General features: G+C 71.5%; 18 protein-coding genes. 4 read left to right on the forward strand and 14 right to left on the reverse strand.

Annotated elements, in window-relative coordinates; all coding sequences use genetic code 11:
- Window positions 1–18: 18 nt before the first annotated feature.
- The 5 genes from ilvN to KSO98_RS14515 all read right to left on the reverse strand — a co-directional run bounded on the left by ilvN (window position 19) and on the right by KSO98_RS14515 (window position 4,682).
- The gene (gene ilvN / locus KSO98_RS14495; protein ID WP_225286366.1) at window positions 19–567 is read right to left on the reverse strand and encodes an acetolactate synthase small subunit; all 549 of its coding nucleotides are present in this window, start codon (window positions 565–567) and stop codon (window positions 19–21) included.
- On the reverse strand, window positions 564–2,333 hold the full coding sequence (locus KSO98_RS14500; protein WP_263642819.1) for an acetolactate synthase large subunit: 1,770 nt from the start codon (window positions 2,331–2,333) through the stop codon (window positions 564–566). Before KSO98_RS14500 ends, ilvN begins: the two co-directional genes overlap by 4 nt.
- Before the next feature lie 243 nt (window positions 2,334–2,576).
- Entirely contained in the window at window positions 2,577–3,299 is a 723-nt protein-coding gene (locus KSO98_RS14505) for a GNAT family N-acetyltransferase (protein WP_225286368.1), read from the reverse strand.
- Complete coding sequence (locus KSO98_RS14510) at window positions 3,292–3,573, reverse strand: hypothetical protein (protein ID WP_225286369.1); 282 nt, start codon at window positions 3,571–3,573, stop codon at window positions 3,292–3,294. Before KSO98_RS14510 ends, KSO98_RS14505 begins: the two co-directional genes overlap by 8 nt.
- A 74-nt stretch (window positions 3,574–3,647) precedes the next feature.
- Window positions 3,648–4,682, reverse strand: a complete 1,035-nt coding sequence (locus KSO98_RS14515; RefSeq protein ID WP_225286370.1) for an FUSC family protein — start codon at window positions 4,680–4,682, stop codon at window positions 3,648–3,650.
- A gap of 110 nt (window positions 4,683–4,792) precedes the next feature.
- Between KSO98_RS14515 and KSO98_RS14520 the strand changes: the two genes are divergently transcribed.
- Entirely contained in the window at window positions 4,793–6,481 is a 1,689-nt protein-coding gene (locus tag KSO98_RS14520) for an APC family permease (RefSeq protein ID WP_225286371.1), read from the forward strand.
- 7 nt (window positions 6,482–6,488) lie between these two features.
- On the opposite strand, the gene KSO98_RS14525 is transcribed toward KSO98_RS14520, so the two are convergent.
- The 4 genes from KSO98_RS14525 to KSO98_RS14540 are packed head-to-tail and all read right to left on the reverse strand — an operon-like array spanning window position 6,489 to window position 10,914.
- A complete protein-coding gene (locus KSO98_RS14525; RefSeq protein ID WP_225286372.1) occupies window positions 6,489–7,472 on the reverse strand; it encodes a hypothetical protein in 984 nt (327 codons plus the stop codon).
- Window positions 7,473–7,480: 8 nt separating this feature from the next.
- Window positions 7,481–9,328, reverse strand: coding sequence for a dihydroxy-acid dehydratase (gene ilvD / locus KSO98_RS14530; RefSeq protein WP_225286373.1), 1,848 nt, complete (start codon window positions 9,326–9,328; stop codon window positions 7,481–7,483).
- 44 nt (window positions 9,329–9,372) lie between these two features.
- Window positions 9,373–9,801, reverse strand: coding sequence for a universal stress protein (locus KSO98_RS14535; RefSeq protein WP_225286374.1), 429 nt, complete (start codon window positions 9,799–9,801; stop codon window positions 9,373–9,375).
- Between the two features lie 18 nt (window positions 9,802–9,819).
- Window positions 9,820–10,914, reverse strand: a complete 1,095-nt coding sequence (locus tag KSO98_RS14540) for a WD40/YVTN/BNR-like repeat-containing protein (protein WP_225286375.1) — start codon at window positions 10,912–10,914, stop codon at window positions 9,820–9,822.
- 93 nt (window positions 10,915–11,007) lie between these two features.
- Here KSO98_RS14540 and KSO98_RS14545 point away from each other — a divergent pair, with 93 nt between their 5' ends.
- From KSO98_RS14545 to KSO98_RS14555, 3 genes are all read left to right on the forward strand, one after another.
- Window positions 11,008–11,883, forward strand: coding sequence for an EamA family transporter (locus KSO98_RS14545; protein WP_225286376.1), 876 nt, complete (start codon window positions 11,008–11,010; stop codon window positions 11,881–11,883).
- A gap of 230 nt (window positions 11,884–12,113) precedes the next feature.
- Entirely contained in the window at window positions 12,114–12,260 is a 147-nt protein-coding gene (locus tag KSO98_RS14550; RefSeq protein WP_225286377.1) for a hypothetical protein, read from the forward strand.
- 56 nt (window positions 12,261–12,316) lie between these two features.
- The gene (locus KSO98_RS14555) at window positions 12,317–13,249 is read left to right on the forward strand and encodes an alpha/beta fold hydrolase (protein WP_225286378.1); all 933 of its coding nucleotides are present in this window, start codon (window positions 12,317–12,319) and stop codon (window positions 13,247–13,249) included.
- Here KSO98_RS14555 and KSO98_RS14560 read toward each other — a convergent pair whose 3' ends face one another.
- From KSO98_RS14560 to KSO98_RS14580, 5 genes are read right to left on the reverse strand one after another with little or no spacing between them, the layout of a single operon-like run.
- The gene (locus tag KSO98_RS14560; protein ID WP_225286379.1) at window positions 13,250–14,047 is read right to left on the reverse strand and encodes an ECF transporter S component; all 798 of its coding nucleotides are present in this window, start codon (window positions 14,045–14,047) and stop codon (window positions 13,250–13,252) included.
- The gene (locus tag KSO98_RS14565; RefSeq protein ID WP_225286380.1) at window positions 14,044–15,678 is read right to left on the reverse strand and encodes an ABC transporter ATP-binding protein; all 1,635 of its coding nucleotides are present in this window, start codon (window positions 15,676–15,678) and stop codon (window positions 14,044–14,046) included. The genes KSO98_RS14560 and KSO98_RS14565 overlap by 4 nt, the downstream gene beginning before the upstream one ends.
- Window positions 15,675–16,835, reverse strand: coding sequence for an energy-coupling factor transporter transmembrane component T (locus KSO98_RS14570; protein ID WP_225286381.1), 1,161 nt, complete (start codon window positions 16,833–16,835; stop codon window positions 15,675–15,677). Before KSO98_RS14570 ends, KSO98_RS14565 begins: the two co-directional genes overlap by 4 nt.
- Before the next feature lie 10 nt (window positions 16,836–16,845).
- Window positions 16,846–17,736 carry a hypothetical protein gene (locus KSO98_RS14575; protein WP_225286382.1) on the reverse strand — a complete coding sequence of 297 codons (891 nt, stop codon included), beginning with the start codon at window positions 17,734–17,736 and terminating at the stop codon, window positions 16,846–16,848.
- A complete protein-coding gene (locus tag KSO98_RS14580) occupies window positions 17,733–19,400 on the reverse strand; it encodes a prenyltransferase/squalene oxidase repeat-containing protein (protein WP_225286384.1) in 1,668 nt (555 codons plus the stop codon). Before KSO98_RS14580 ends, KSO98_RS14575 begins: the two co-directional genes overlap by 4 nt.
- Window positions 19,401–19,444 lie beyond the last annotated feature (44 nt).

Below are 19,444 nucleotides of genomic sequence, written 5' to 3' on the forward strand. Positions count from 1 at the left end.
CGCTGGACGGCGGAGCCGTCAGCCGACGGCAGGCGGGGCAGGCGTGACGACCGGGCGCAGGGAGCGCTCGGAGATGGAGCGCGGGCCACGGCCGATGGCGACCATGCCCGACTGGACGAGCTCACGGATGCCGAAGGGCTCGATCACCCGCAGGAAGTCGCTGAGCTTGCCGGCGTTGCCGATGACCTGGATGGTCACCGCGTCGGTGGCCACGTCGACCACCTTGGCGCGGAAGAGCTGGACGGCCTCGAGGACCTGGCCGCGGGTCTCGGTGGTCGCGTTGACCTTGACCAGGAGCAACTCGCGCTGCACCGAGGCGTCGTACTCGAGCTCGACGATCTTGATCACCTCGACGAGCTTGTTGAGCTGCTTGGTGACCTGCTCGAGCGGGGTCTCCTGCACGTTGACCACGATCGTCATCCGGGAGATCTCGGCGTGCTCGGTCGGGCCGACGGCGAGGCTCTCGATGTTGAAGCTCCGCCGGCTGAAGAGGGCCGCGATCCGCGCGAGGACGCCCGGCTTGTTCTCGACGAGAACGCTGAGGGTGTGCTTGCCGTCGGTGCTCACAGGTCGTCCTCGTCGAACTTGGGCGCGAGGTCACGCGCGTACTGGATCTCGTCGTTGCTGGCGCCACCGGCGATCATCGGCCAGACCATGGCGTCCTTGTGGACGCGGAAGTCGACGACGACCGGAGCGTCGTTGATCGACATGGCCTTCTCGATGACGCTGTCGACGTCCTCGGCGGACTCGCAGGACAGACCCACGCAGCCGTACGCCTCCGCGAGCTTCGGGAAGTCGGGGATGCGCTTGACGGCGCCTGTGCCCCCGCCGTGCTTCTGCAGGTCGGTGTTGGAGTAGCGCTGCTCGTAGAACAGGGTCTGCCACTGGCGGACCATGCCGAGGTTGTCGTTGTTGATCAGGGCGACCTTGATCGGGATGTTCTCGATCGCGCAGGTCGCGAGCTCCTGGTTGGTCATCTGGAAGCAGCCGTCGCCGTCGATCGACCAGACGGTCGCGTCCGGCCGGCCGACCTTGGCGCCCATCGCAGCCGGCACGGAGTAGCCCATAGTGCCGGCGCCGCCGGAGTTGAGCCACGTGTTGGGGTGCTCGTAGCCGATGAACTGAGCGGCCCACATCTGGTGCTGGCCGACGCCCGCGGCGTAGATGGCCTCCGGGCCGGCGATCTTGCCGAGACGCTCGATGACGTACTGCGGCGCCAGCCCGCTGTCGGTCGGGGCGTCGTAGCCCAGCGGGTACTGCTTCTTGATGCCGGCGCAGAAGGCCACCCAGGCCTCGTAGTCACCGACACGGCCCGCGGCCTGCTCGGCCTCGAGCACCGCGATGAGGTCGACGAGGACCTCGCGGATGTCGCCCACGATCGGCACGTCGGCGTAGCGGTTCTTGCCGATCTCGGCCGGGTCGATGTCGGCGTGGATGACCGCCGCGTTCGGGGCGAAGGTCTTGAGGTCGCCGGTGACGCGGTCGTCGAAGCGGGCGCCCAGGCTGATCATCAGGTCTGACTTCTGCAGGGCGGCGACGGCGGAGACGGTGCCGTGCATGCCCGGCATGCCCAGGTGCTGCGGGTGGCTGTCCGGGAACGCGCCGCGCGCCATCAGGGTCGTGACGACCGGGATGCCGGTCAGCTCGGCCAGCTTGCGCAGCTCGCGGTGGGCGCCGGAGCGGATGGTGCCGCCACCGACGTACAGGACCGGCTTCTTCGAGGCCAGCATGAGGCGCGCGGCCTCGCGGATCTGCTTGGCGTGCGGCTTGGTCACCGGGCGGTAGCCCGGCAGCTGCAGCTCGGTCGGCCAGCGGAAGGTGGTCATCGCCTGGAGCGCGTTCTTGGCGACGTCGACCAGGACCGGGCCCGGTCGGCCGGTGCTCGCCAGGTGGAAGGCCTCGGCGATGCGCTGCGGGATCTCGGCGGCGTCGGTGACCAGGAAGTTGTGCTTGGTGATCGGCATCGTGATGCCGCGGATGTCCGCCTCCTGGAAGGCGTCGGTGCCGATGAGGCTGGCCGGGACCTGGCCGGTGATGGCCACCATCGGGACGGAGTCCATGTACGCGTCCGCGATCGGGGTCACGAGGTTGGTCGCGCCCGGCCCGGAGGTCGCCATGCAGACGCCGACCCGGCCGGTGGCCGAGGCGTAGCCCTCGGCGGCATGTCCGGCGCCCTGCTCGTGGCGTACGAGGATGTGGCGGATCGTGGAATCCATCAGCGGGTCGTACGCCGGAAGGATCGCGCCACCCGGGTAGCCGAAGATGGTCTCCGTCCCCGCGGCTTCCAGCGACTTCACCAGGCTCTGGGCCCCGGTGATCTGCTGCTCGCTCATCTCTCGTTCCTCATCTGTGTTCCGCACTCAGGCACTGCTCGACATTCCTTGCAATAAAAAACCCTCCGGCCCGAGGGCAGCGGAGGGAGACGCGTCGACCGATCAGCCAGGTCAGGCGCGTCGCGTGCGTACAAGAATGCTGTGCAGCATGCTCACACCTTAGCCACCAGGGCGCCCCTCGTCATCCGAGTTCCCCGCGGATCCCGTCATGTGAGACGGATATCCCAGTATGTGGCGCGGCTCTCAGCGCAGCGCGGAGAGCTGGCGACCGCTCGCGTCGAAGTTCGCCGGGTCGAGCCAGCGCTCCTGCCGGGCGCGGATCTCGGGCCACTCCTCCGCGATGATCGAGTACCAGTCGGTGTCGCGGTTGCGCCCCTGCTGCACCCGGGCATTGCGGAAGCGTCCCTCGTAGGTGAACCCGAAGCGGCGGGCCGCGCGGTGCGACGGCTCGTTGAGGCTGTTGAGCTTCCACTCGAAGCGGCGGTAGCCGAGCGTGTCGAGGCAGTAGGACAGCATCAGGTGGACGGCCTCCGTGGCCGCCCGCGAGCGCTGCAGGTGCCGCCCGAAGAGGACCGAGCCGAGCTCGACCGAGCCGTCCGCCTGGTTGATCGCGTAGAGCGTGAAGAGTCCGCACGGCATGCCGGCGCCCTCCCCCTCGAGCGGGATGATCGCGTACGTGACCGGGTCGCTCTCGAGCCGGGCGGCAAGGAGCATCCACAGCTCGGGCAGGCTGACCGGTCGCGTGCCGAGGTAGGTCCAGCGCTCGTCGTCATCGTCGTTGCACAGCGTCGCGAAGAGCTCGGCGTAGTGCGCCGACGAGAGCGGCTCGAGGCGGACGTAGCGCCCGGCGAGCGTGATGCGCTCGGGCGCCGGGCGCGGCTCCCAGCCCTCGACCCTCAGGCCGACCGGGAGGCCGTTGGCGTCGAGCTCGAAGTGCGCGGGATCGTGGGGCTGAGGCTCAAGCACGCAGGCGAGCGTAGCCTTCGGCGTCCTCGGGCGAGCAGCGCTGGCGTACCAGCAGATCCAGCACGCCGACGAGGCGCTCCGGGCCGACCAGGTGCTCGAGGTCGGCGAGGATCACCGCAGCCGGGTCGGCTTCGCCGTTGGCGTCGTACACGCCGTTGACGTGCCCGAGGTCGGGGTGCACGTTCTCGACGGCGGCCAGGCCCTCGGGGGTGCCGACGAGCGCGGCGAGCTGCAGGACGCGGGTGTGCAGCGCGGTGTCTTCCATGATGGTCATCTCGGGTTCTCCTTCTCGGCGGTGTCCGCCGTCCTACGAAGGAGAGGTCGGCATCCGGACGACCGACCTGAGACCTACGTCACACGAAACGAACGCGCCGGCCTCACCCGCGGTCGCACGACCCATCCGATGGCCACCCCCACCGCCACGCCGATGACGGTCTCGACCGCCCGGTCGGTCAGGAGGGGGCCGGTCGGCACCGGGTGCACCACGTTTCCCATCATCAGCGCCAGGGGCGTGATGAAGAGCAGGGCGAGTGCGTAGTTGCGCCCCACGACCAGTTCGGCCAGCGCCTGCAGGACCCCGACCGCAAGGATCGCCGCGGTGCCCCGCAGGTCCAGCGCCAGCAGGAGCCAGGCGGCCACCAGACCCACCGCGGTCCCGACGAGCCGATGCACGCCGCGGATGACCTGCGCGGACAGGGCCTGGGCGGCGAGTGGGACCACGGCGCTCACCATCGCCCAGTAGGGCCGCCCGATCGACAGGCCGTTGGCCACGCTGCCCGCGAGCAGCACCCCGAGGCCGGCGAGGAGCGCCGAGCGGCCTGCACCGGTCACCGACCCCCCGATCGGAGCACTCGCTGCCATGAGATCGCTGCGCCGCACCCGTCGCAGCCACACCCCCGCGTTCCCGAGCAGCACGGCGAACAGCGCGGTGCTCGCCGAGACCAGGAACGCCGGCAGGACGTCCGCCGGAACGCCCGGTATCGACGCGACCGCCGCGATCCCGAAGACCTGGAAGAGCGAGCCGGGCGGGTGCCAGCCGTCGACCGTCGAGCGGTAGGCGGCCGCGGCGGCGACCGCTGCGGCGGCGGGCACGGCCAACCAGCCCCGGTGGTCGGAGGAGGCGATGAGTGCGCCGACGGTGACACAGCCCGTCATCCAGGCGCCGGCCACCAGCTGCAGCCGCACGCGATGACCGGCGACCCGCTCGCGCCCGTACAGCGAGGTGAACGCGCCGAAGGCGGCGTACATCGTCCACGCGAGGTGACCCGTCACGTCGAGCACCAGCAGCGGAAGCACCACGGAGAGCGCCGCACGCAGCGCTATCCGGTGCGCGCCGTTGCTGGGACCGACGGCGAGCAGGCTCCGCAACATCTCCGACAGCACCGCCCCAGCCTGTCATCGGTGGGATCGGGGGCGCACGTCAGGTCCCCGTGCGCCCGCGACCGATCACCCCTGGGGGTATGCCCGACGACCTCGCGGGTACCGCGCCACACATGAGCACCGCCTCCACCACCACACCCACGGAACCCGCCGAGGACGGACCGCAGCTGCGACGGCACGTCGGCATCGTCGGCCTGCTCTTCGCCAGCGTCGGCTCGATCATCGGGTCGGGATGGCTCTTCGGCGCCCTCAACGCCTCGCAACAGGCCGGACCCGCCGCGACGATCTCCTGGGCGCTCGGCGGCCTGATGATCCTGCTGATCGCGCTGGTCTACGCCGAGCTAGGCACGATGTTCCCGCTGTCGGGCGGGGTGGTGCGCTACCCGCACCTGTCATTCGGGTCGTTCGCGAGCTATACCGCCGGCTGGATCACCTGGGTCGCGGTCGCGACGACCGCCCCGATCGAGGTGCTCGGTGCGCTCCAGTACGCCACGAAGTACGCCGACTTCACCAAGCCGCACTGCGTCTCCGCCTGCGGCACCGACGCCGAGGTCACGGTCCACACCCTGACCGGGATCGGGTACGTCGCCGCGGTCGTCCTGATGGCGCTGTTCGTGGTGGTCAACTACTTCGGCATCAAGTGGTTCGCCCGGCTCAACAACGTCCTGGTGTGGTGGAAGCTCGCGATCATCACCGTCGTGGTGATCGCCTTCCTGGTGACCGCCTTCCACGGCAGCAACTTCCACTCGCAGGGCTTCGCCCCCAGCGGCATCCACGGCATCTTCAGCGCCATCGCCACCGGCGGCATCGTCTTCAGCTTCCTCGGCTTCCGCCAGGGCATCGAGCTCGCCGGGGAGACCGACAACCCCCGCCGCAACGTCCCGATCGCGGTGATCGGGTCCGTGCTCATCACGGGCGTCATCTACGTGGCGCTGCAGGTCGCGTTCATCGGCGCGCTCAAGCCCTCCCTGATCGGCCACGGTTGGGCCAACCTCTCCTTCGAGAACGACTTCGGGCCGCTGGCCGCGATCGCGACCCTGCTCGGCCTGGGCTGGCTGGCGGTGCTGCTCTACGCCGACGCGATCGTCTCCCCCGGCGACACCGGCCTGATCTACACCACCATCACCTCCCGCATCTCGTACGCGATGGCCCGCAACGGGAACGCCCCGGGCTTCCTGGCCCGTACGACCGATCGCGGCGTGCCGATGCTGAGCCTGATCGTCACGTTCTTCGTCGGCCTGATCGTCTTCCTGCCGTTCCCGAGCTGGCAGCAGCTGGTCGGCTTCATCTCCTCGGCGACCGTAATGTCGTTCGCGTCCGGCCCGCTGGTGCTGGCCGCGATGCGCGCCCAGCAGCCGGAGCGCGAGCGTCCGTTCCGCCTGGCCGGCGGCCACGCCATCCCGCTGCTCGCGTTCTGGGCCTCGAACATGATCGTCTACTGGTCCGGCTGGGACGTCGACTGGAAGCTGATGGTCGCGGTCCTGATCGGCTTCGTGCTGCTCGGCGTCTTCACCCTCGCCGGTCAGGTGCACCTGCCCGACATGGCCTTCAAGTCCGGCGCCGCCTGGGTGCTGCCGTGGCTGATCGGGGTCACCGTCATCTCCTACCTCGGCAGCTTCCCGGAGCCGGGCGCCGGCAACCGTGGCCTGCTCAACTTCGAGACCTCGGCGGCGCTGATGGGTGTGCTGTCGGTGGTCGTCTACGTGCTGGCGTACCGCTACCGCCTGAGCCCGGAGGAGACGGAGCGGCACATCGCCGAGACCGAGGAGGAGGCCCGGGTGGAGGACGCGCAGCTCGCCTGAGCCGTCCTCACTGGAAGCTGACGAACCGCACCCTCGGCCGCAGCGCGAACACCTCACGAGGCCTCATCCGGTGGACATCGACCCGGTAGAAGAGCTTGAAGCCGAGCGTGAAGCGCTGCGGCCGGACCACGGCATGGAACGTCGAGCGCTTCTCCCGCGGGGTGCCGAAGCCGTCGACGTGCTGCACCATCGCCAGACCCGCACGGGGCGTGATCCGGTCGATGTGGCGGATCATGTCCGTGCGGAACTGGTGCAGGACGAAGAGCTTCTGCGGCAGGTGGCGCCGGGCCACGAGGGCAGCGAGCCAGGCCGAGGTGCGGTTGACCTCGCCGGCGGCGACGTGGCCGATCACCCGGCCGGGGACGTCATGGCCGCTCATCCGCCACTCGGGGTCGAGCGCGAGGCCGACCCACGGGTCCTGCAGCGCCCAGCGCCAGCGCTGCGCGACCGTGAGGAAGTCGGAGCGACCGGTCTGGATGTCGAGCAGCAGCAGGGCATGGTTGCGGTGCGCGGCGCGCAGGTACGGCTCGACCTGCGCGCGGCTCAGGTCATGGCTGAAGTCGCCGTCCTTGCCCGGTGAGGCATCGGCGATGCTGACGATCAGCTCGTAGACCAGTTGCACGGGGCGCCCCGGGCGTACGAACGCCCTGCCCGCCGCGGCGAGCCGGTGCTGCATCTGCGCGGGCGAGCCCTGGCCCAGGACGCCGAGCGCCGGTGTGCCCGCGGTGCCGTAGTACGCGACCAGGAACCGGCCGCCGCCGAAGATCGTCTGCCGGCCACCGGGGAGCGTCGCCGGTGCCTGGGCCGGAGCGGTCGGGTGACCGGACGCGGTCGGATCGGCCGCGACCGGCACCGCGCGGGCGAGGCTCGGATCGCCGTCGGCGTGACCGGCGACGAGCACGGTGAGCGGTGCCACGACAGCGAGCACCCCCGCGAGGACGGCCAGAAGGGCCGTCCAGCGCGAGGGCGTCCGGACGTTCTGCAGCGTCACGCCCTAGATCACTCGGGGACGCGGCGGTAGGCGCCGTCGGAGGCCGCGGTCGCCATCGACGCGTACGCCCGCAGCGCCGCCGAGACCGTGCGGTCGCGGTCGAGCGGCGTGTACGGCTTGTCCCGCTTCTCCTGCTCGATCCGGCGCTGGTCGAGGACCTCGTCGGAGACCTCGAGCCGGATGGAGCGGTGAGGGATGTCGATCGTGATGGTGTCGCCGTCCTCGACCAGCGCGATCACACCGCCACCGGCCGCCTCCGGGGAGACGTGGCCGATGGAGAGGCCCGAGGTGCCGCCGGAGAAGCGGCCGTCGGTGAGCAGCGCGCACTTCTGGCCGAGGCCGAGGCCCTTGAGGTAGGAGGTCGGGTAGAGCATCTCCTGCATGCCGGGGCCGCCCTTGGGGCCCTCGTACCGGATGACCACGACGTGGCCCTCCTGCACGGTCTTGGAGAGGATGCCCTCGACGGCGGCGTCCTGCGACTCGAAGACGATCGCCTTGCCGGTGAACTGCCAGATCTCCTCCGGCACGCCGGCGGTCTTCACCACGCAGCCGTCCTCGGCGATGTTGCCCTTCAGGATCGCGAGGCCGCCGTCCTTGGTGTAGGCGTGCTCGACGTCGCGGATGCAGCCGTCCGCCTGGTCGACGTCCAGCGAGGCCCACTCGTTGTCGGTGGAGAAGGCCTGGGTCGTCCGGACGCCGCCCGGCGCCGCCTTGAACAGCTCGAGGGCCGTCTCGGAGGCCTGACCGCCACGGATGTCCCACGCGTCGAGCCACTCCTGCAGGGAGTCGCTGTGCACGGAGTGGACCCCCTTGTTCAGCAGGCCGCCGCGGTTGAGCTCACCGAGCAGGGCGGGGATGCCGCCGGCGCGGTGGACGTCCTCCATGTGGTACTTCGGGCTGTTGGGCGCCACCTTGCTCAGGCACGGGACCCGGCGCGAGACAGCGTCGATGTCGTCCACCGAGAAGGTCATGCCGGCCTCGCGGGCGGCGGCCAACAGGTGCAGGACGGTGTTCGTCGAGCCGCCCATGGCCACGTCGAGAGCGAAGGCGTTCTCGAAGGCCTCGTGGGTGGCGATGTTGCGCGGGAGCACCGACTCGTCGTCGTTGTCGTAATAGCGCTTGCACAGCTCGACGATCGTGGTGCCGGCGTTCTCGAACAGGGCGCGGCGCTTGGAGTGGGTGGCCAGCGTGGAGCCGTTGCCGGGCAGAGCGAGGCCGAGGGCCTCGGTCAGGCAGTTCATCGAGTTGGCGGTGAACATCCCCGAGCACGAGCCGCAGGTCGGACACGCGGAGCGCTCGACGGTATCCAGCAGCTCGTCGGAGACGTCCTCGTTCACGGCCATCACCATCGCGTCGACCAGGTCGAGCTTGGAGTGGACGAGCCCCTCGATCGCGGTGGTCTTGCCGGCCTCCATCGGGCCGCCGGAGACGAAGACGACCGGGATGTTGAGCCGGAGCGCGGCCATCAGCATGCCGGGGGTGATCTTGTCGCAGTTGGAGATGCAGACCAGGGCGTCGGCCATGTGGGCCTCGACCATGTACTCGACCGCGTCGGCGATGAGCTCGCGGCTCGGCAGGCTGTAGAGCATGCCGGCATGGCCCATCGCGATCCCGTCGTCGACCGCGATCGTGTTGAACTCCTTCGCCACGCCGCCGGCCTCGACGATCTTCTCGGCCACGATCTTGCCGAGGTCACGCAGGTGGACGTGGCCGGGCACGAACTCCGTGAACGAGTTGGCGATCGCGATGATCGGCTTGCCGAAGTCGGAGTCGGTCATGCCGGTGGCGCGCCAGAGGGCACGCGCGCCGGCCATGTTGCGGCCCGAGGTCGAGGTGGCTGAGCGAAGGGTGGGCATGGGTCAAGCCTACGGCGCGAGCCGCACTGGGCCGACCCTGTGTCTCAACGCTCGACGGTGTGGGCGATGTACACGTCGCACGGCGCGTGGTGGGCGACGTCGCGGGCGATGCTGCCCAGCATGGCCGCCAGGCCCTGCACCCTCTTGTTGCCGACCACGATGATGCTGGCGTCGACCTCCTCGGCGACGGCGACCAGCGCCTTCGCCGGTTTCCCGTACTCGGCCCGGGCCGTCATCTCCAGCTCGCCGAACTCGCCGCGGAGGCCAGCGATCACGTGCTGCGCGATCTGGGCGGCGATGTCGTTGACGCTCATCGGAGCGATGTCGGCGGGTGGCTCGGGCAGCGCCTCGTCGTCGAACGCCGTCACCACCGTCAGGCTCGCCCCGACCGACGCGGCCAGCCAGGCGGCCTTCCGCGCCGCCTTGACAGCGGTCTCGCTCTCGTCAACACCGACCACGACAGTGTTCGCCATGGCCCGAGTGTAGTGATCTCACCCGATCGCGGAAGCCCTGACGACCATCACGTCCGGCAGGTCCGAGGCGAGCATCCGCCAGGACTCCCCCGCGTCGCTCGATCCCCAGACCGCGCCGTTGCGAGCGCCGAAGTAGATGCCCGCCGCAGTGCCGGGGCCGGCGTCCTCGGCACACATCGCGTCGCGCATCACGCCGACGTAGAACCGGTCGGGGAGCCCGCCGCCGTCACCCCCGAGGGCCTGCCACGTCTCCCCCGCGTCCCGCGAGCGCCAGACGCGAGCCTTGGCCTCCGGCGGGTAACGGCTCTCACCGGCTCCGATCGGGAAGGTGAAGATGGTGTCCGGCTCCTGGGGGTGGACCACCATCGCGAAGCCGAAGTCGGTGGGCAGTCCGTCGGCGATCGAGGTCCAGGAGGCGCCTTCGTCGTCGGAGCGGTAGACACCGCCGTGGTTCTGCAGGTAGAGCCGCTCGGGCCGAGCAGGATGCCGGGCGACCTTGTGCACGCACTGGCCGAACTCGGGGTACTGCTGGCCCTCGGGCAGGAACCCGGCCTGGACGCCGTGGTTGCGCGGCTCCCAGGTCTCGCCGCCGTCCTGGGTCCGGTAGACGCCTCCGGTGGAGATCGCCACGGTCACCGAGTCCGGGTCGGTCGGGTGCGGCAGGATCGTGTGGAAGGCCTGCCCGCCGAAGCCGGCACCCCACTGGGCGCGGTGCGGGTGCTCCCACAGGCCGCGGACCAGCTCGAAGCTCTCCCCCGCGTCGCTGGAGCGGAAGACCGCGCCCGGCTCGGTGCCGGCCCACACCGTACGGTCGTCGGCGCCGGGAGCCAGCTGCCAGATCCGCGCGACGCTCTCGTCGATGTCGGCGGGGAACTTCACCGAGGCCTCCTGCCATCTGGCTCCGCCGTCGTCGCTGCGCCGGACCAGCGGGCCGAGCCACAGGCTGGAGCAGCCGGCGAGCAGCCGGTTCCGGCCAGCGCGGCGATCGACCATCGTCGAGTAGACCTCCTCGACGTCGAAGTGAGGACCGTCGAAGCGCCACGTCGTACGGGCGTCGTCGGACGTGCCCAGCCACAGCCCCTTGCGGGTGCCGACCATCAGCTGCGTCGTCATGCTCCCTAGCATGCGCTTCGCACCTGCTGGCTGTCTCGCTCAGCGCGCACGAGCAAGCTCGGCGGCCTCGCTCGCTGCGCCTAGCCTGCTCCTGTGACCGCGCCCTTGTCAGCACCCGGAACGATGCCGCCTCGGGCGCCCTCGCCCGTGCTGCTGGTCCTGGTCGGGATCGTGTCGGTCCAGCTCGGCGCCGGCATCGCGAAGTCGCTGTTCGACAGCGTCGACCCGACCGCGCTGGCGTGGCTGCGGCTGGTGACCTCGGCGGCGGTGCTGCTGGTCTGGGTCCGCCCACGGCTGCGCGGACGGAGCCGCGGCGACTGGCTGGTCGTGGCTGGCTTCGGTCTCGCGCTCGGGACGATGAACTGGGCGATCTACCAGTCCTTCGCCCGCATCCCGCTGGGGATCGCGGTGACGCTCGAGTTCATCGGGCCACTGACGCTCGCGGTGGCAGGCTCGCGACGCGCGCGAGACCTGCTCTGGGTCGCCCTGGCCGGCCTCGGCGTCGCACTGCTCGGTCTGGAGCCGGGCGACCTGACTGCGGCGGGGATCGGGTTCGCGCTGCTGGCCGGCGCGGCCTGGGCGGCGTACATCCTGCTGAGCCGGTCGACCGGCGCCCGCTGGCCGGGGATGGACGGCCTCGCCGTCGCCTCCACCATCGCGGCCCTCCTGCTCACGCCGGCTGCGATCGCGCACACCGCTGATCTCGGCTCGGGCAGGGTGCTGCTGCTGGGCGCGCTGGTCGGCCTGCTGAGCTCGGTGATCCCGTACAGCTGCGAGCTCGTCGCGCTGCGATCGCTGCGCCCGTCGGTCTTCGGGATCCTGATGAGCCTCGAGCCCGCCGCCGCAGCGTTGGCCGGTTGGGTGGTGCTCGGCGAGACCCTCGCGAGCGTGCAGTGGGCAGCGCTGCTGTGCGTCATCGTCGCCTCCACCGGGGCGACCCGCGACTGGGGCCCGGAGCCACTCGCCTGATCACCGGCTACAACCGGCCTGACCTGGACATACGTCCAGTTTTGTTGGTTCACGTGGCGGTCGCCTGCGGTTGAAGAATCACTCACGCGTTTGCCCTCCCGCGTTGGGGTAAACGCTCGTACCGTGGAGGCGAAGCCCCCACCGACCGGCCCTCCGGGAGTTCACGAATGTCACCTTTCCTCGTGTTGCCCCGTGTCCTGTCCAAGCCACTCCGCTGGCCGATCGACTCCGTGCGACAGGCACGTCACAACGCCTACGCCGCGACCGCGGCGCTCGCCGTCCGCCGCGCCGAGCGCGAAGACGTCGACAACTTCTTGAGCAAGCGCGCCATCGACGTCCCCGAGCCGCGCACCGAGCGGACCCCCATCGCGCGGTGATCGATTCCACAGGCGGGAGCCTGCCGGGGAACGGCCGGCTGCGGAACAATCACCCCATGTCCATCCCGCGCGCTGTCACCGAGTCCTCGGTCGCCTTCCGCGACGTCCTCTCCGACGACGGCACCCTGCTGCGAGCGTGGACCAACGATCCCGACGGACTCATCGACGGCCCCACCGTCCTGCTGTGCAACGGCCTCGGCACCTCGCCGTGGAACTGGCCGGCGCTGCTGACGACGGACTGCGGCGTCCGCGTGGTCTCCTGGTCGCACCGCGGCACCTCCGGCTCGGATCGCCCGATCGATCTCGACGACGTCGGCGTCCAGCAGTTCGTCGAGGACGCGCTCTCGGTGATGGACCACTTCGGCCTCACCCGCCCGGTCGTGATGGGCTGGTCGATCGGCGTGAACATCATGTTCGAGCTGGCCGCCCAGCACCCCGAGCGGGTCGCCGGTCTCTTCGCCGTCGCCGGGGTGCCGGGCGACACCTTCTCCACGATGCTCGGCCCGTTCCACCTGCCGCGGCCGGTGGCGCGTGCGCTCACGGTGGGCACGTCGCGGGCGCTGCGTGCCACCGGGCGGGCGATCTCGCCGGTGGCGGCGCGGCTGCCGATCGGCGTGCGGACGATCGAGGCGCTGTCCCGTACGGGCCTGATCTTCCCGGTCCCCGACCCCGAGCTCGCAGCGCTGGCGCTGAAGGAGTTCCTGCGGACGCCGATCGAGTGGTACTTCCACCTCGCCATCCGCACCTCGGCGCACGGCCGGGTCTCGCTGCGCCGCATCAAGGTCCCGGCCGTCTTCGTCGGCGGGTCCTGGGACATGCTGGCAGGCGCACGGCACATGGCGAGCGCGGCCGAGCGGGTCCAGAACGGGCGGTACGTGCAGCTGCACGGCACCCACTTCGTGCAGATGGAGCAGCCCGAGCGGGTGCACCGGCTGCTGCTGGAGTTCCTGCAGCGGCTGCCCGCCGAGGCCTCGACCAGCTCGCGCTGACTAGCGTGCGTCGACGGGTTCGAGCGTGCCGGTGACGCTGGCGCGGCGAGCGGCGCGACGCAGCGGTGTGAGCACCGCTCCCCCGAGGACGACGATGGCGATCGCCGTCGTGATGGCGCGCACCGAGTCGTAGCTCGTCGTCGAGGTGATCAGCGTGTACTTGCCGAAGGTCAGCAGGTTGGCGCCCAGGCTCGCCGACGGGTCGAAGGCGAGCTGCTCGTGGTGGCCGGGGATCGCCACGCCGGCCAGCAGCGGCCAGCCCTGCAGGTTGAGCAGCAGTCCGTAGAGGTAGGAGACGACCACGCCGTACGCGGCGAGCAGGGCGATCTCCGTGCGGCCGGTGGCGCGCGGCAGCAGGCCGGCCCCCAGACCGATCCAGGCGGAGCAGAGCATCTGGTACGGAAGCCAGGGGCCGACGCCGGCGGTGACCAGCGCGCTCACGAAGAGGCTGGTGCAGCCCAGTACGAAACCGAAGGCGGGCCCGTAGACGCGCCCGGCCAGGATGATGAGGAAGAAGACCAACTCGACTCCGCCGGTGCCGGCCGAGATGCCGCGCAGCACCGCGTCGATGGCGGTCAACACCCCGAGGATCGCCAGGATGCGTGGATCGAGGCCGCCCTGGGAGAGCTCGGCGAGCACCACGGCGACGACGACCGGCAGCAGCGCCAGGAAGACGAACGGCGGCTGCACCCGGGTGCTGGACGGGTCGTTGAGCAGCAGCGGCCAGATCAGCGTGACCAGGCCGATGGCGCTGGCGATCAGCAGGACCACGACCGAGCGCGACGTCATCCGGATCATGGCTGCGGCTCCGGCTCGCGGGCGAGCGCGGCGACGATCTCGTCGACCACGAGCCACGGTGTGCCGACGACCTTCATCACCTGGGGGGCGAAGGACGGCGATTCGGCCACCACGTCGCGTACCGGACCGTCGGAGACGACCTCGCCCTCGGCGAGGACGATGACCGCGTCGGCGACCTGGGCGGTGAACTCCACGTCGTGGGTCGCGACCAGCACGGTCCGGCCGGTGGCGGCCTGCTCGCGCAGGATCCCGGCGAGCGAGCGCTTGGCCGCGTAGTCGAGGCCGCGGGTCGGCTCGTCGAGCAGGAGCACCGGAGGGTCGGCCGCGAGCACCAGGCTGAGCGCGAGCGCCAGCCGCTGGCCCTCGGAGAGGTCACGCGGGTGCCGGTCGTCAGGGATGCCGGGGACGAGACGGTCGAGGATCTGCCGGGTCCGCGGACCACCGGCGGCGCACTCCGCGCCGACGGTCTCGAGGTAGAGCAGGTCGGAGGCGGTCTGGGGCAGAAGCCCGACGTGGGAGCGGCGCTGCTCGGCGCTCAGCGTCGCCGGGTCGGAGCCGTCGACCGTGATGGAACCGCCGGCGCGCTTCTGGCTGCCCTGGATCGTCCACAGCAACGTCGACTTGCCGGCGCCGTTGCGACCCATCAGCGCGGTGATCGAGCCGGCGTGCAGGGCGAGGGAGACCCGGTCGAGCACGGTCACAGAGCCACGGGCGACGGCGAGCTTGCGCACCGACAGGGCGGCTGTCGGTGTCTCGATACGCCCAGCGCTGCTGCTCGGCTGCGTCGCGACGGACGAGCGAGGCGCGTCGGGAGTGACCGTCTCGAGGTCGAGCGCCCGGGCACGGCGCTTGGCGTCTCGTACGGTCAACGGCAGCGGATCCCAGCCCAAGGCGCGGCCGAGCTCGACCAGGGGCGGCACGACCGGGGAGTCGGCGAGGACCTCGGCCGGATCACCGACGCGCAGGCCCCCGTCCCCGGTGAGGAGCGCGATCCGATCCGCGAACGGCACCACCCGCTCCAGGCGGTGCTCGGCGAGCAGGACGCTGACGCCGAGGTCGTGCACCAGCCGGGTGAGCGTCGCGAGGACGTCCTCGGCCGCGGTCGGGTCGAGGGCGGAGGTGGGCTCGTCGAGGACGAGCAGGCGCGGGTGCATGGTGAGCACCGAGCCGATGGCGACCCGCTGCTGTTGCCCGCCGGAGAGACTGCGAAGGTCGCGGTCGCGCAGCTCGGCGATCCCGAGCAGGTCGAGCGTCTCCTCGACCCGGCGACGCATCGTCGCCGGCGGGAGGCCGAGCTGCTCCATGCCGTACGCGAGCTCCTCCTCCACCGTGTCCGTGACGAAGCCGGCGGCCGGGTCCTGGCCGACGTACCCGATCTCGGCGGCGCGCTCGCGCGGCGGGCGATGCACGATCGAGGTGCCCTCGAGCAGCACGTCGCCAGCGAGGGTGCCGCCGCTGAAGCGGGGCACCAGGCCGCTGATCACGCCGAGGAGGGTGGACTTGCCCGCGCCGGTCGGCCCGGAGACGACGACCAGCTCGCCCTCCTCGATCGCCAGGTCGACGCCGGCCAGGACGGGCCGCGGTCGCTCGGGGAGGGTGACGGTGATGCCGCGGAGCTCGAGGAGGTTCATGCGGCGGCCTGCATCGTCCGGGGCTCTCGTTCGCTCGGCTGGGCTGCGTCGGTCAGGCGCGGGGCCGGGGCGATCACGGCCGGCAGCAGGCCGATCAGGATGCCGATCAGTGCGGTGAGGCTGATCTGCGGGGCAAGCCCGAGGTCCGGCCCGGCGATCGCGTACTGGTTCTGCGCGACCCACGAGCCGACGCGGCCGAGGGCGACCGCGACCAGCGCGACCCCGGTCTCGGGCCAGCGCCACGGGTCGGGGCGGTAGACCGTCCGTCCGACGCGGCGACCCGCGGCCGCCATCCCGGCGACGCAGACCGTGACGCTGACCACGATCACCACGGCGCCACGGTTGATGCGCAGTCGCATGCCGGCGACCGCCGGATGCCAGGGCCCGCCGAGGAAGGTCTGGTCGAGCAGCGCGTACGCCCCGGCGCAGACGCCGAACAGACCGAGCATCATCAGCGCGCCGGTGACCCGTCGCTCGCGTGGGGTGGCGGTGCCGGCGCGGCCGTACCCGCGCGTGTCCATGCCGGCGGCCAGGCTGAGGGAGCGCTCGAGGGCGTCCTCGAGCACGGGGACCACGAAGCGGCGCAACCGGCCGCGACGGCCGGTCTCCCCCGCCCGCAGCCGCTGGGCGCGACGCACGCGCTGGGCGCTCTCGGCCAGCTGCGGCAGGACACTGATCGCCACGACCACGGCGGTGCCGACCTCGTAGAGCGCGCTCGGCATCGAGCGGAGCAGGCGCTTCGGGTTGGCCAGCGCGTTCGCGGCGCCGACCGCGATCACGATCGCGGCCAGCCGCAGGCCGTCGTAGAGCCCGGCCAGCAGCGACTCGCGCGTGACCGGGCCGAGCAGGGTGATCCCGAGGACCCAGTCGGGCAGCGGGATCTGCGGCAGCGTGAAGAGGACCGTGCCGCCGAAGCCGCCACCGAGCAGGATCCGGAACCCGACCCGGATCACCACGATCACCACCCCGGCCGCGACGTAGAGGCGGAAGGTGCGCGCCCACGGCTGATCGGAGCGGCGCGCGCTCACCACGAGCGCAGCCACCCCGATCAGCAGCAGGAGCAGGTACGGGTTGGTGGTCTGCGACGCGTACGACGCCAGCCCGATCGCCCAGAGCCACCAGGCGATCGGGTGGAGGTCGCGTGCCAGTCGCGCCATGTCGTACGGGTCAGACCTTCCGGCGCCGGGCCAGCGCGATGCCGCCGGCCACGACCGCGAGGACTGCGATGACGGCGGGCGGGACCCACCCGGGCAGGCCGCCGGTGTCAGCGGCCTCGGTCGAGGTCACGGGCGTGATGTCACCGGTCCCCGGGGTCGCTCCGCCGGACGACGTCGCGGCCTGGGCAGATGCCGACGCGCTCGGCGATGCAGCCGGTGCGCTGGCGGAGGCACTGGTGGAGGCACTGGCGGAGGCGCTCGACGTGGCAGCCGACGAGGCCGAGGCCGTCGTGCTCGTCGCAGTGCTCACCGCGTTCGCAGAGGCGGAGGGCGCAGGGGCCGCCTTCGGGGCTGGCTTCGTCGCCTTCGTGCTCCTGGTGCCCGACTTCGCCGGGGCCGATGCCGTCTTCGCGCTCGGGGTCGGGCTGGGCTGCGTCACCCGGACGGGCTGCGGAGCGGTGCCGGGCTGCTTGCGGGTGTTGGAGGACTGCCAGACGAAAGCGACGCTGTCCCCAGCGCGGACCGGCTGGGTGTAGACGCCCTGGCTTGCGTAGGCCCAGGCGCCGCCCTGCTTGGAGATGAAGAGTCCCCAGTACGCATCCGTCGCCATGCACGGGGAGCCCGGGGCCGGCATGCTCTGCACGCGGCAGACGAAACCGGGGTTGTTGGGGTCGTTGGTCAGGGTGACTCCGGCGCTGTCGAACGCGGCGGCCGCATCGGAGCCGCTCCCACACCCGGTGCCGACCCCGCCGCCGAGAGCGCCGAAGTCGACGACGACGCCGACCCCGGAGCTCGAGCAGTAGGCGGCCTGCGCGGCCGGGCCGAACGGAACGGACAGGCCGATGGCGGCGGTGGCCAGGAGGACCGCCGCCGCCATCAGGCCGGCACAACGCTGGATCAACGGACGACCTTGAGCGCGGTCGCGCCGGTGCGATCGGCGAAGGCGCCGGTGGCGACGAGCTTCTTCTTGCCCGGTGCGTTCCGCTTCGCGACCCGGCCCTTGAACACGGCGGTTCCGTTGGCGTTCGCGGTGGCCTTGCCGAGCTTCGCCTTGGCGAGCTTGAGGGTCACCTTCTCCCCCGCCCAGAGGCCCTTGATCCGGACCGTGATCCGCTGGCCGCGGTGAGCCTTCTTCGGGGCGGCGACCTTGAGGGTCGTGGCGGTGTCGATCTTCAGCGCGGCGGTCGCCGTGGTGCCCGAGGCGGTCGACGCCGTCACGGAGGCCGCGGCGCCCTTGGCCGGAGCCGTGACCGTGAAGGAGGTCGTGCCCGGGGCCAGGAGGCGGGCAGCACCGGCGCCGGTGACGCAGACGCGCTCACCGGCCGCGACGCCGGCGAGGCTGAGCGTCGCCTTGGCGCCGGGCTTCACCGCGGCAGGCGTCTGGCTGATCTTGAGGGCCGTCGCGGCCGGCAGGGCGGTGAGCGCACCGAGGCTCTGCGAGGTGACCGAGAGCGCCGAGCCCAGCTTCTGGCCGGTGCCGATGCCTGAGGCCAACGCGGCGTCGTAGTTGTCGCTCGCGTAGAGGACGGCGCCGCGGTCCGCAGCGAGGCCACTCGCGCAGCCGGCGATCGGGGCGATCTGCAGCGAGCGCAGCAGCGCCACGGTCGGCGCTGCCGCGGAGGCGTGGCCGCTGACGAGGAGAGCGCGCGCAGCGAGACCGGCGGAGTTGGTGCTGGTGTAGTCGCCGTAGCTCGACGGCTCGCTGTAGCTGCCGTCAGCCTTCTGATGCGTCGACAGCCAGGTCGCCGCCTTGCCGATCGCGGTGGTGACGGCGGTGCTCGGCGTCGCGAGGGTGCTGAGCGCGATCACCGCGCTGGCGGTGGCGTCGGGGCTGGACGCGGTCTGCTCGGTGCTCCCCGTCGCACCGACGCAGTCCTGGGTCGCGGCGTCCACCGCGTCGAACTTCGACCGGAAGCCACCGTCGGCGCACTGCTGGTGGAGGAGATAGCCCAGCGCATCACCGAGCGAAGCTGAACCGGTCGCACCGAGAGCCTCCACGGCCCAGGACTGGGCGTCCGTGCCGGTCCACTCGCTGAACGTCTGGTCGAGGAGACGGCCCTTCGCGGCAGGCGCGGAGGTCGTCGGCGTCACCGTGGTCGTGGGCGTGTAGTCCGGCCCCGGGCCGTAGGTGGTAGTGGCGACCTGCACGGTCTCGCCGCCCTGCGCGATGTGCGCCTCGAGGTCGCTGGTGAGCTGCGCGTTCGCCGCGCCACCCAGCGTGGAGGCCCAGGCACCCTCGGCCGTCTCCTGCGCGGAGCGGTGGTCGTCACCGAGCGCGGCCGCCGCGGCGGTCGTGATCGACCCCGCGACCGTCGAAAGCTCCGGCGAGCCGACCTCGGAGAGGCCCTTGGCGAAGTCGGCGGTGGCGCTGATGCTGGGCGTCGTGCCGTCGAAGCCCGGCAGAAGGCCGGTCTGGCCCAGGTTGCCGTGGAGCCAGGAGATCGCATCCCTCAGACCGGCCGGCTGAGCCGTCGCGGCCTGGGCCGTACCGGCCGGGAGGGTGAGGGCGCCGGCGGCGAGAGCCGCGGCGGCGAGGGCGCTGGTGCGCCGGAGCAGGGTGTTCATGGGTCCTTCCCGCTGCGTGCGGCGGGTGGACCGGTCCTCAGACG

It is taken from the genome of Nocardioides nematodiphilus, assembly GCF_020216525.1.
In the GTDB taxonomy this organism is placed as follows: domain Bacteria; phylum Actinomycetota; class Actinomycetes; order Propionibacteriales; family Nocardioidaceae; genus Nocardioides; species Nocardioides nematodiphilus.

Coding starts and splice junctions, on each gene's coding strand:
- KSO98_RS14555 (WP_225286378.1), top strand. CDS start 12,317: ATGTCCATCCCGCGCGCTGTCACCGAGTCCTCGGTCGCCTTCCGCGAC.
- KSO98_RS14560 (WP_225286379.1), bottom strand. CDS start 14,047: ATGATCCGGATGACGTCGCGCTCGGTCGTGGTCCTGCTGATCGCCAGC.
- KSO98_RS14540 (WP_225286375.1), bottom strand. CDS start 10,914: ATGACGACGCAGCTGATGGTCGGCACCCGCAAGGGGCTGTGGCTGGGC.
- ilvD (WP_225286373.1), bottom strand. CDS start 9,328: ATGCCCACCCTTCGCTCAGCCACCTCGACCTCGGGCCGCAACATGGCC.
- KSO98_RS14535 (WP_225286374.1), bottom strand. CDS start 9,801: ATGGCGAACACTGTCGTGGTCGGTGTTGACGAGAGCGAGACCGCTGTC.
- KSO98_RS14570 (WP_225286381.1), bottom strand. CDS start 16,835: ATGGCGCGACTGGCACGCGACCTCCACCCGATCGCCTGGTGGCTCTGG.
- KSO98_RS14510 (WP_225286369.1), bottom strand. CDS start 3,573: ATGACCATCATGGAAGACACCGCGCTGCACACCCGCGTCCTGCAGCTC.
- KSO98_RS14500 (WP_263642819.1), bottom strand. CDS start 2,333: ATGAGCGAGCAGCAGATCACCGGGGCCCAGAGCCTGGTGAAGTCGCTG.
- KSO98_RS14520 (WP_225286371.1), top strand. CDS start 4,793: ATGAGCACCGCCTCCACCACCACACCCACGGAACCCGCCGAGGACGGA.
- KSO98_RS14580 (WP_225286384.1), bottom strand. CDS start 19,400: ATGAACACCCTGCTCCGGCGCACCAGCGCCCTCGCCGCCGCGGCTCTC.
- KSO98_RS14565 (WP_225286380.1), bottom strand. CDS start 15,678: ATGAACCTCCTCGAGCTCCGCGGCATCACCGTCACCCTCCCCGAGCGA.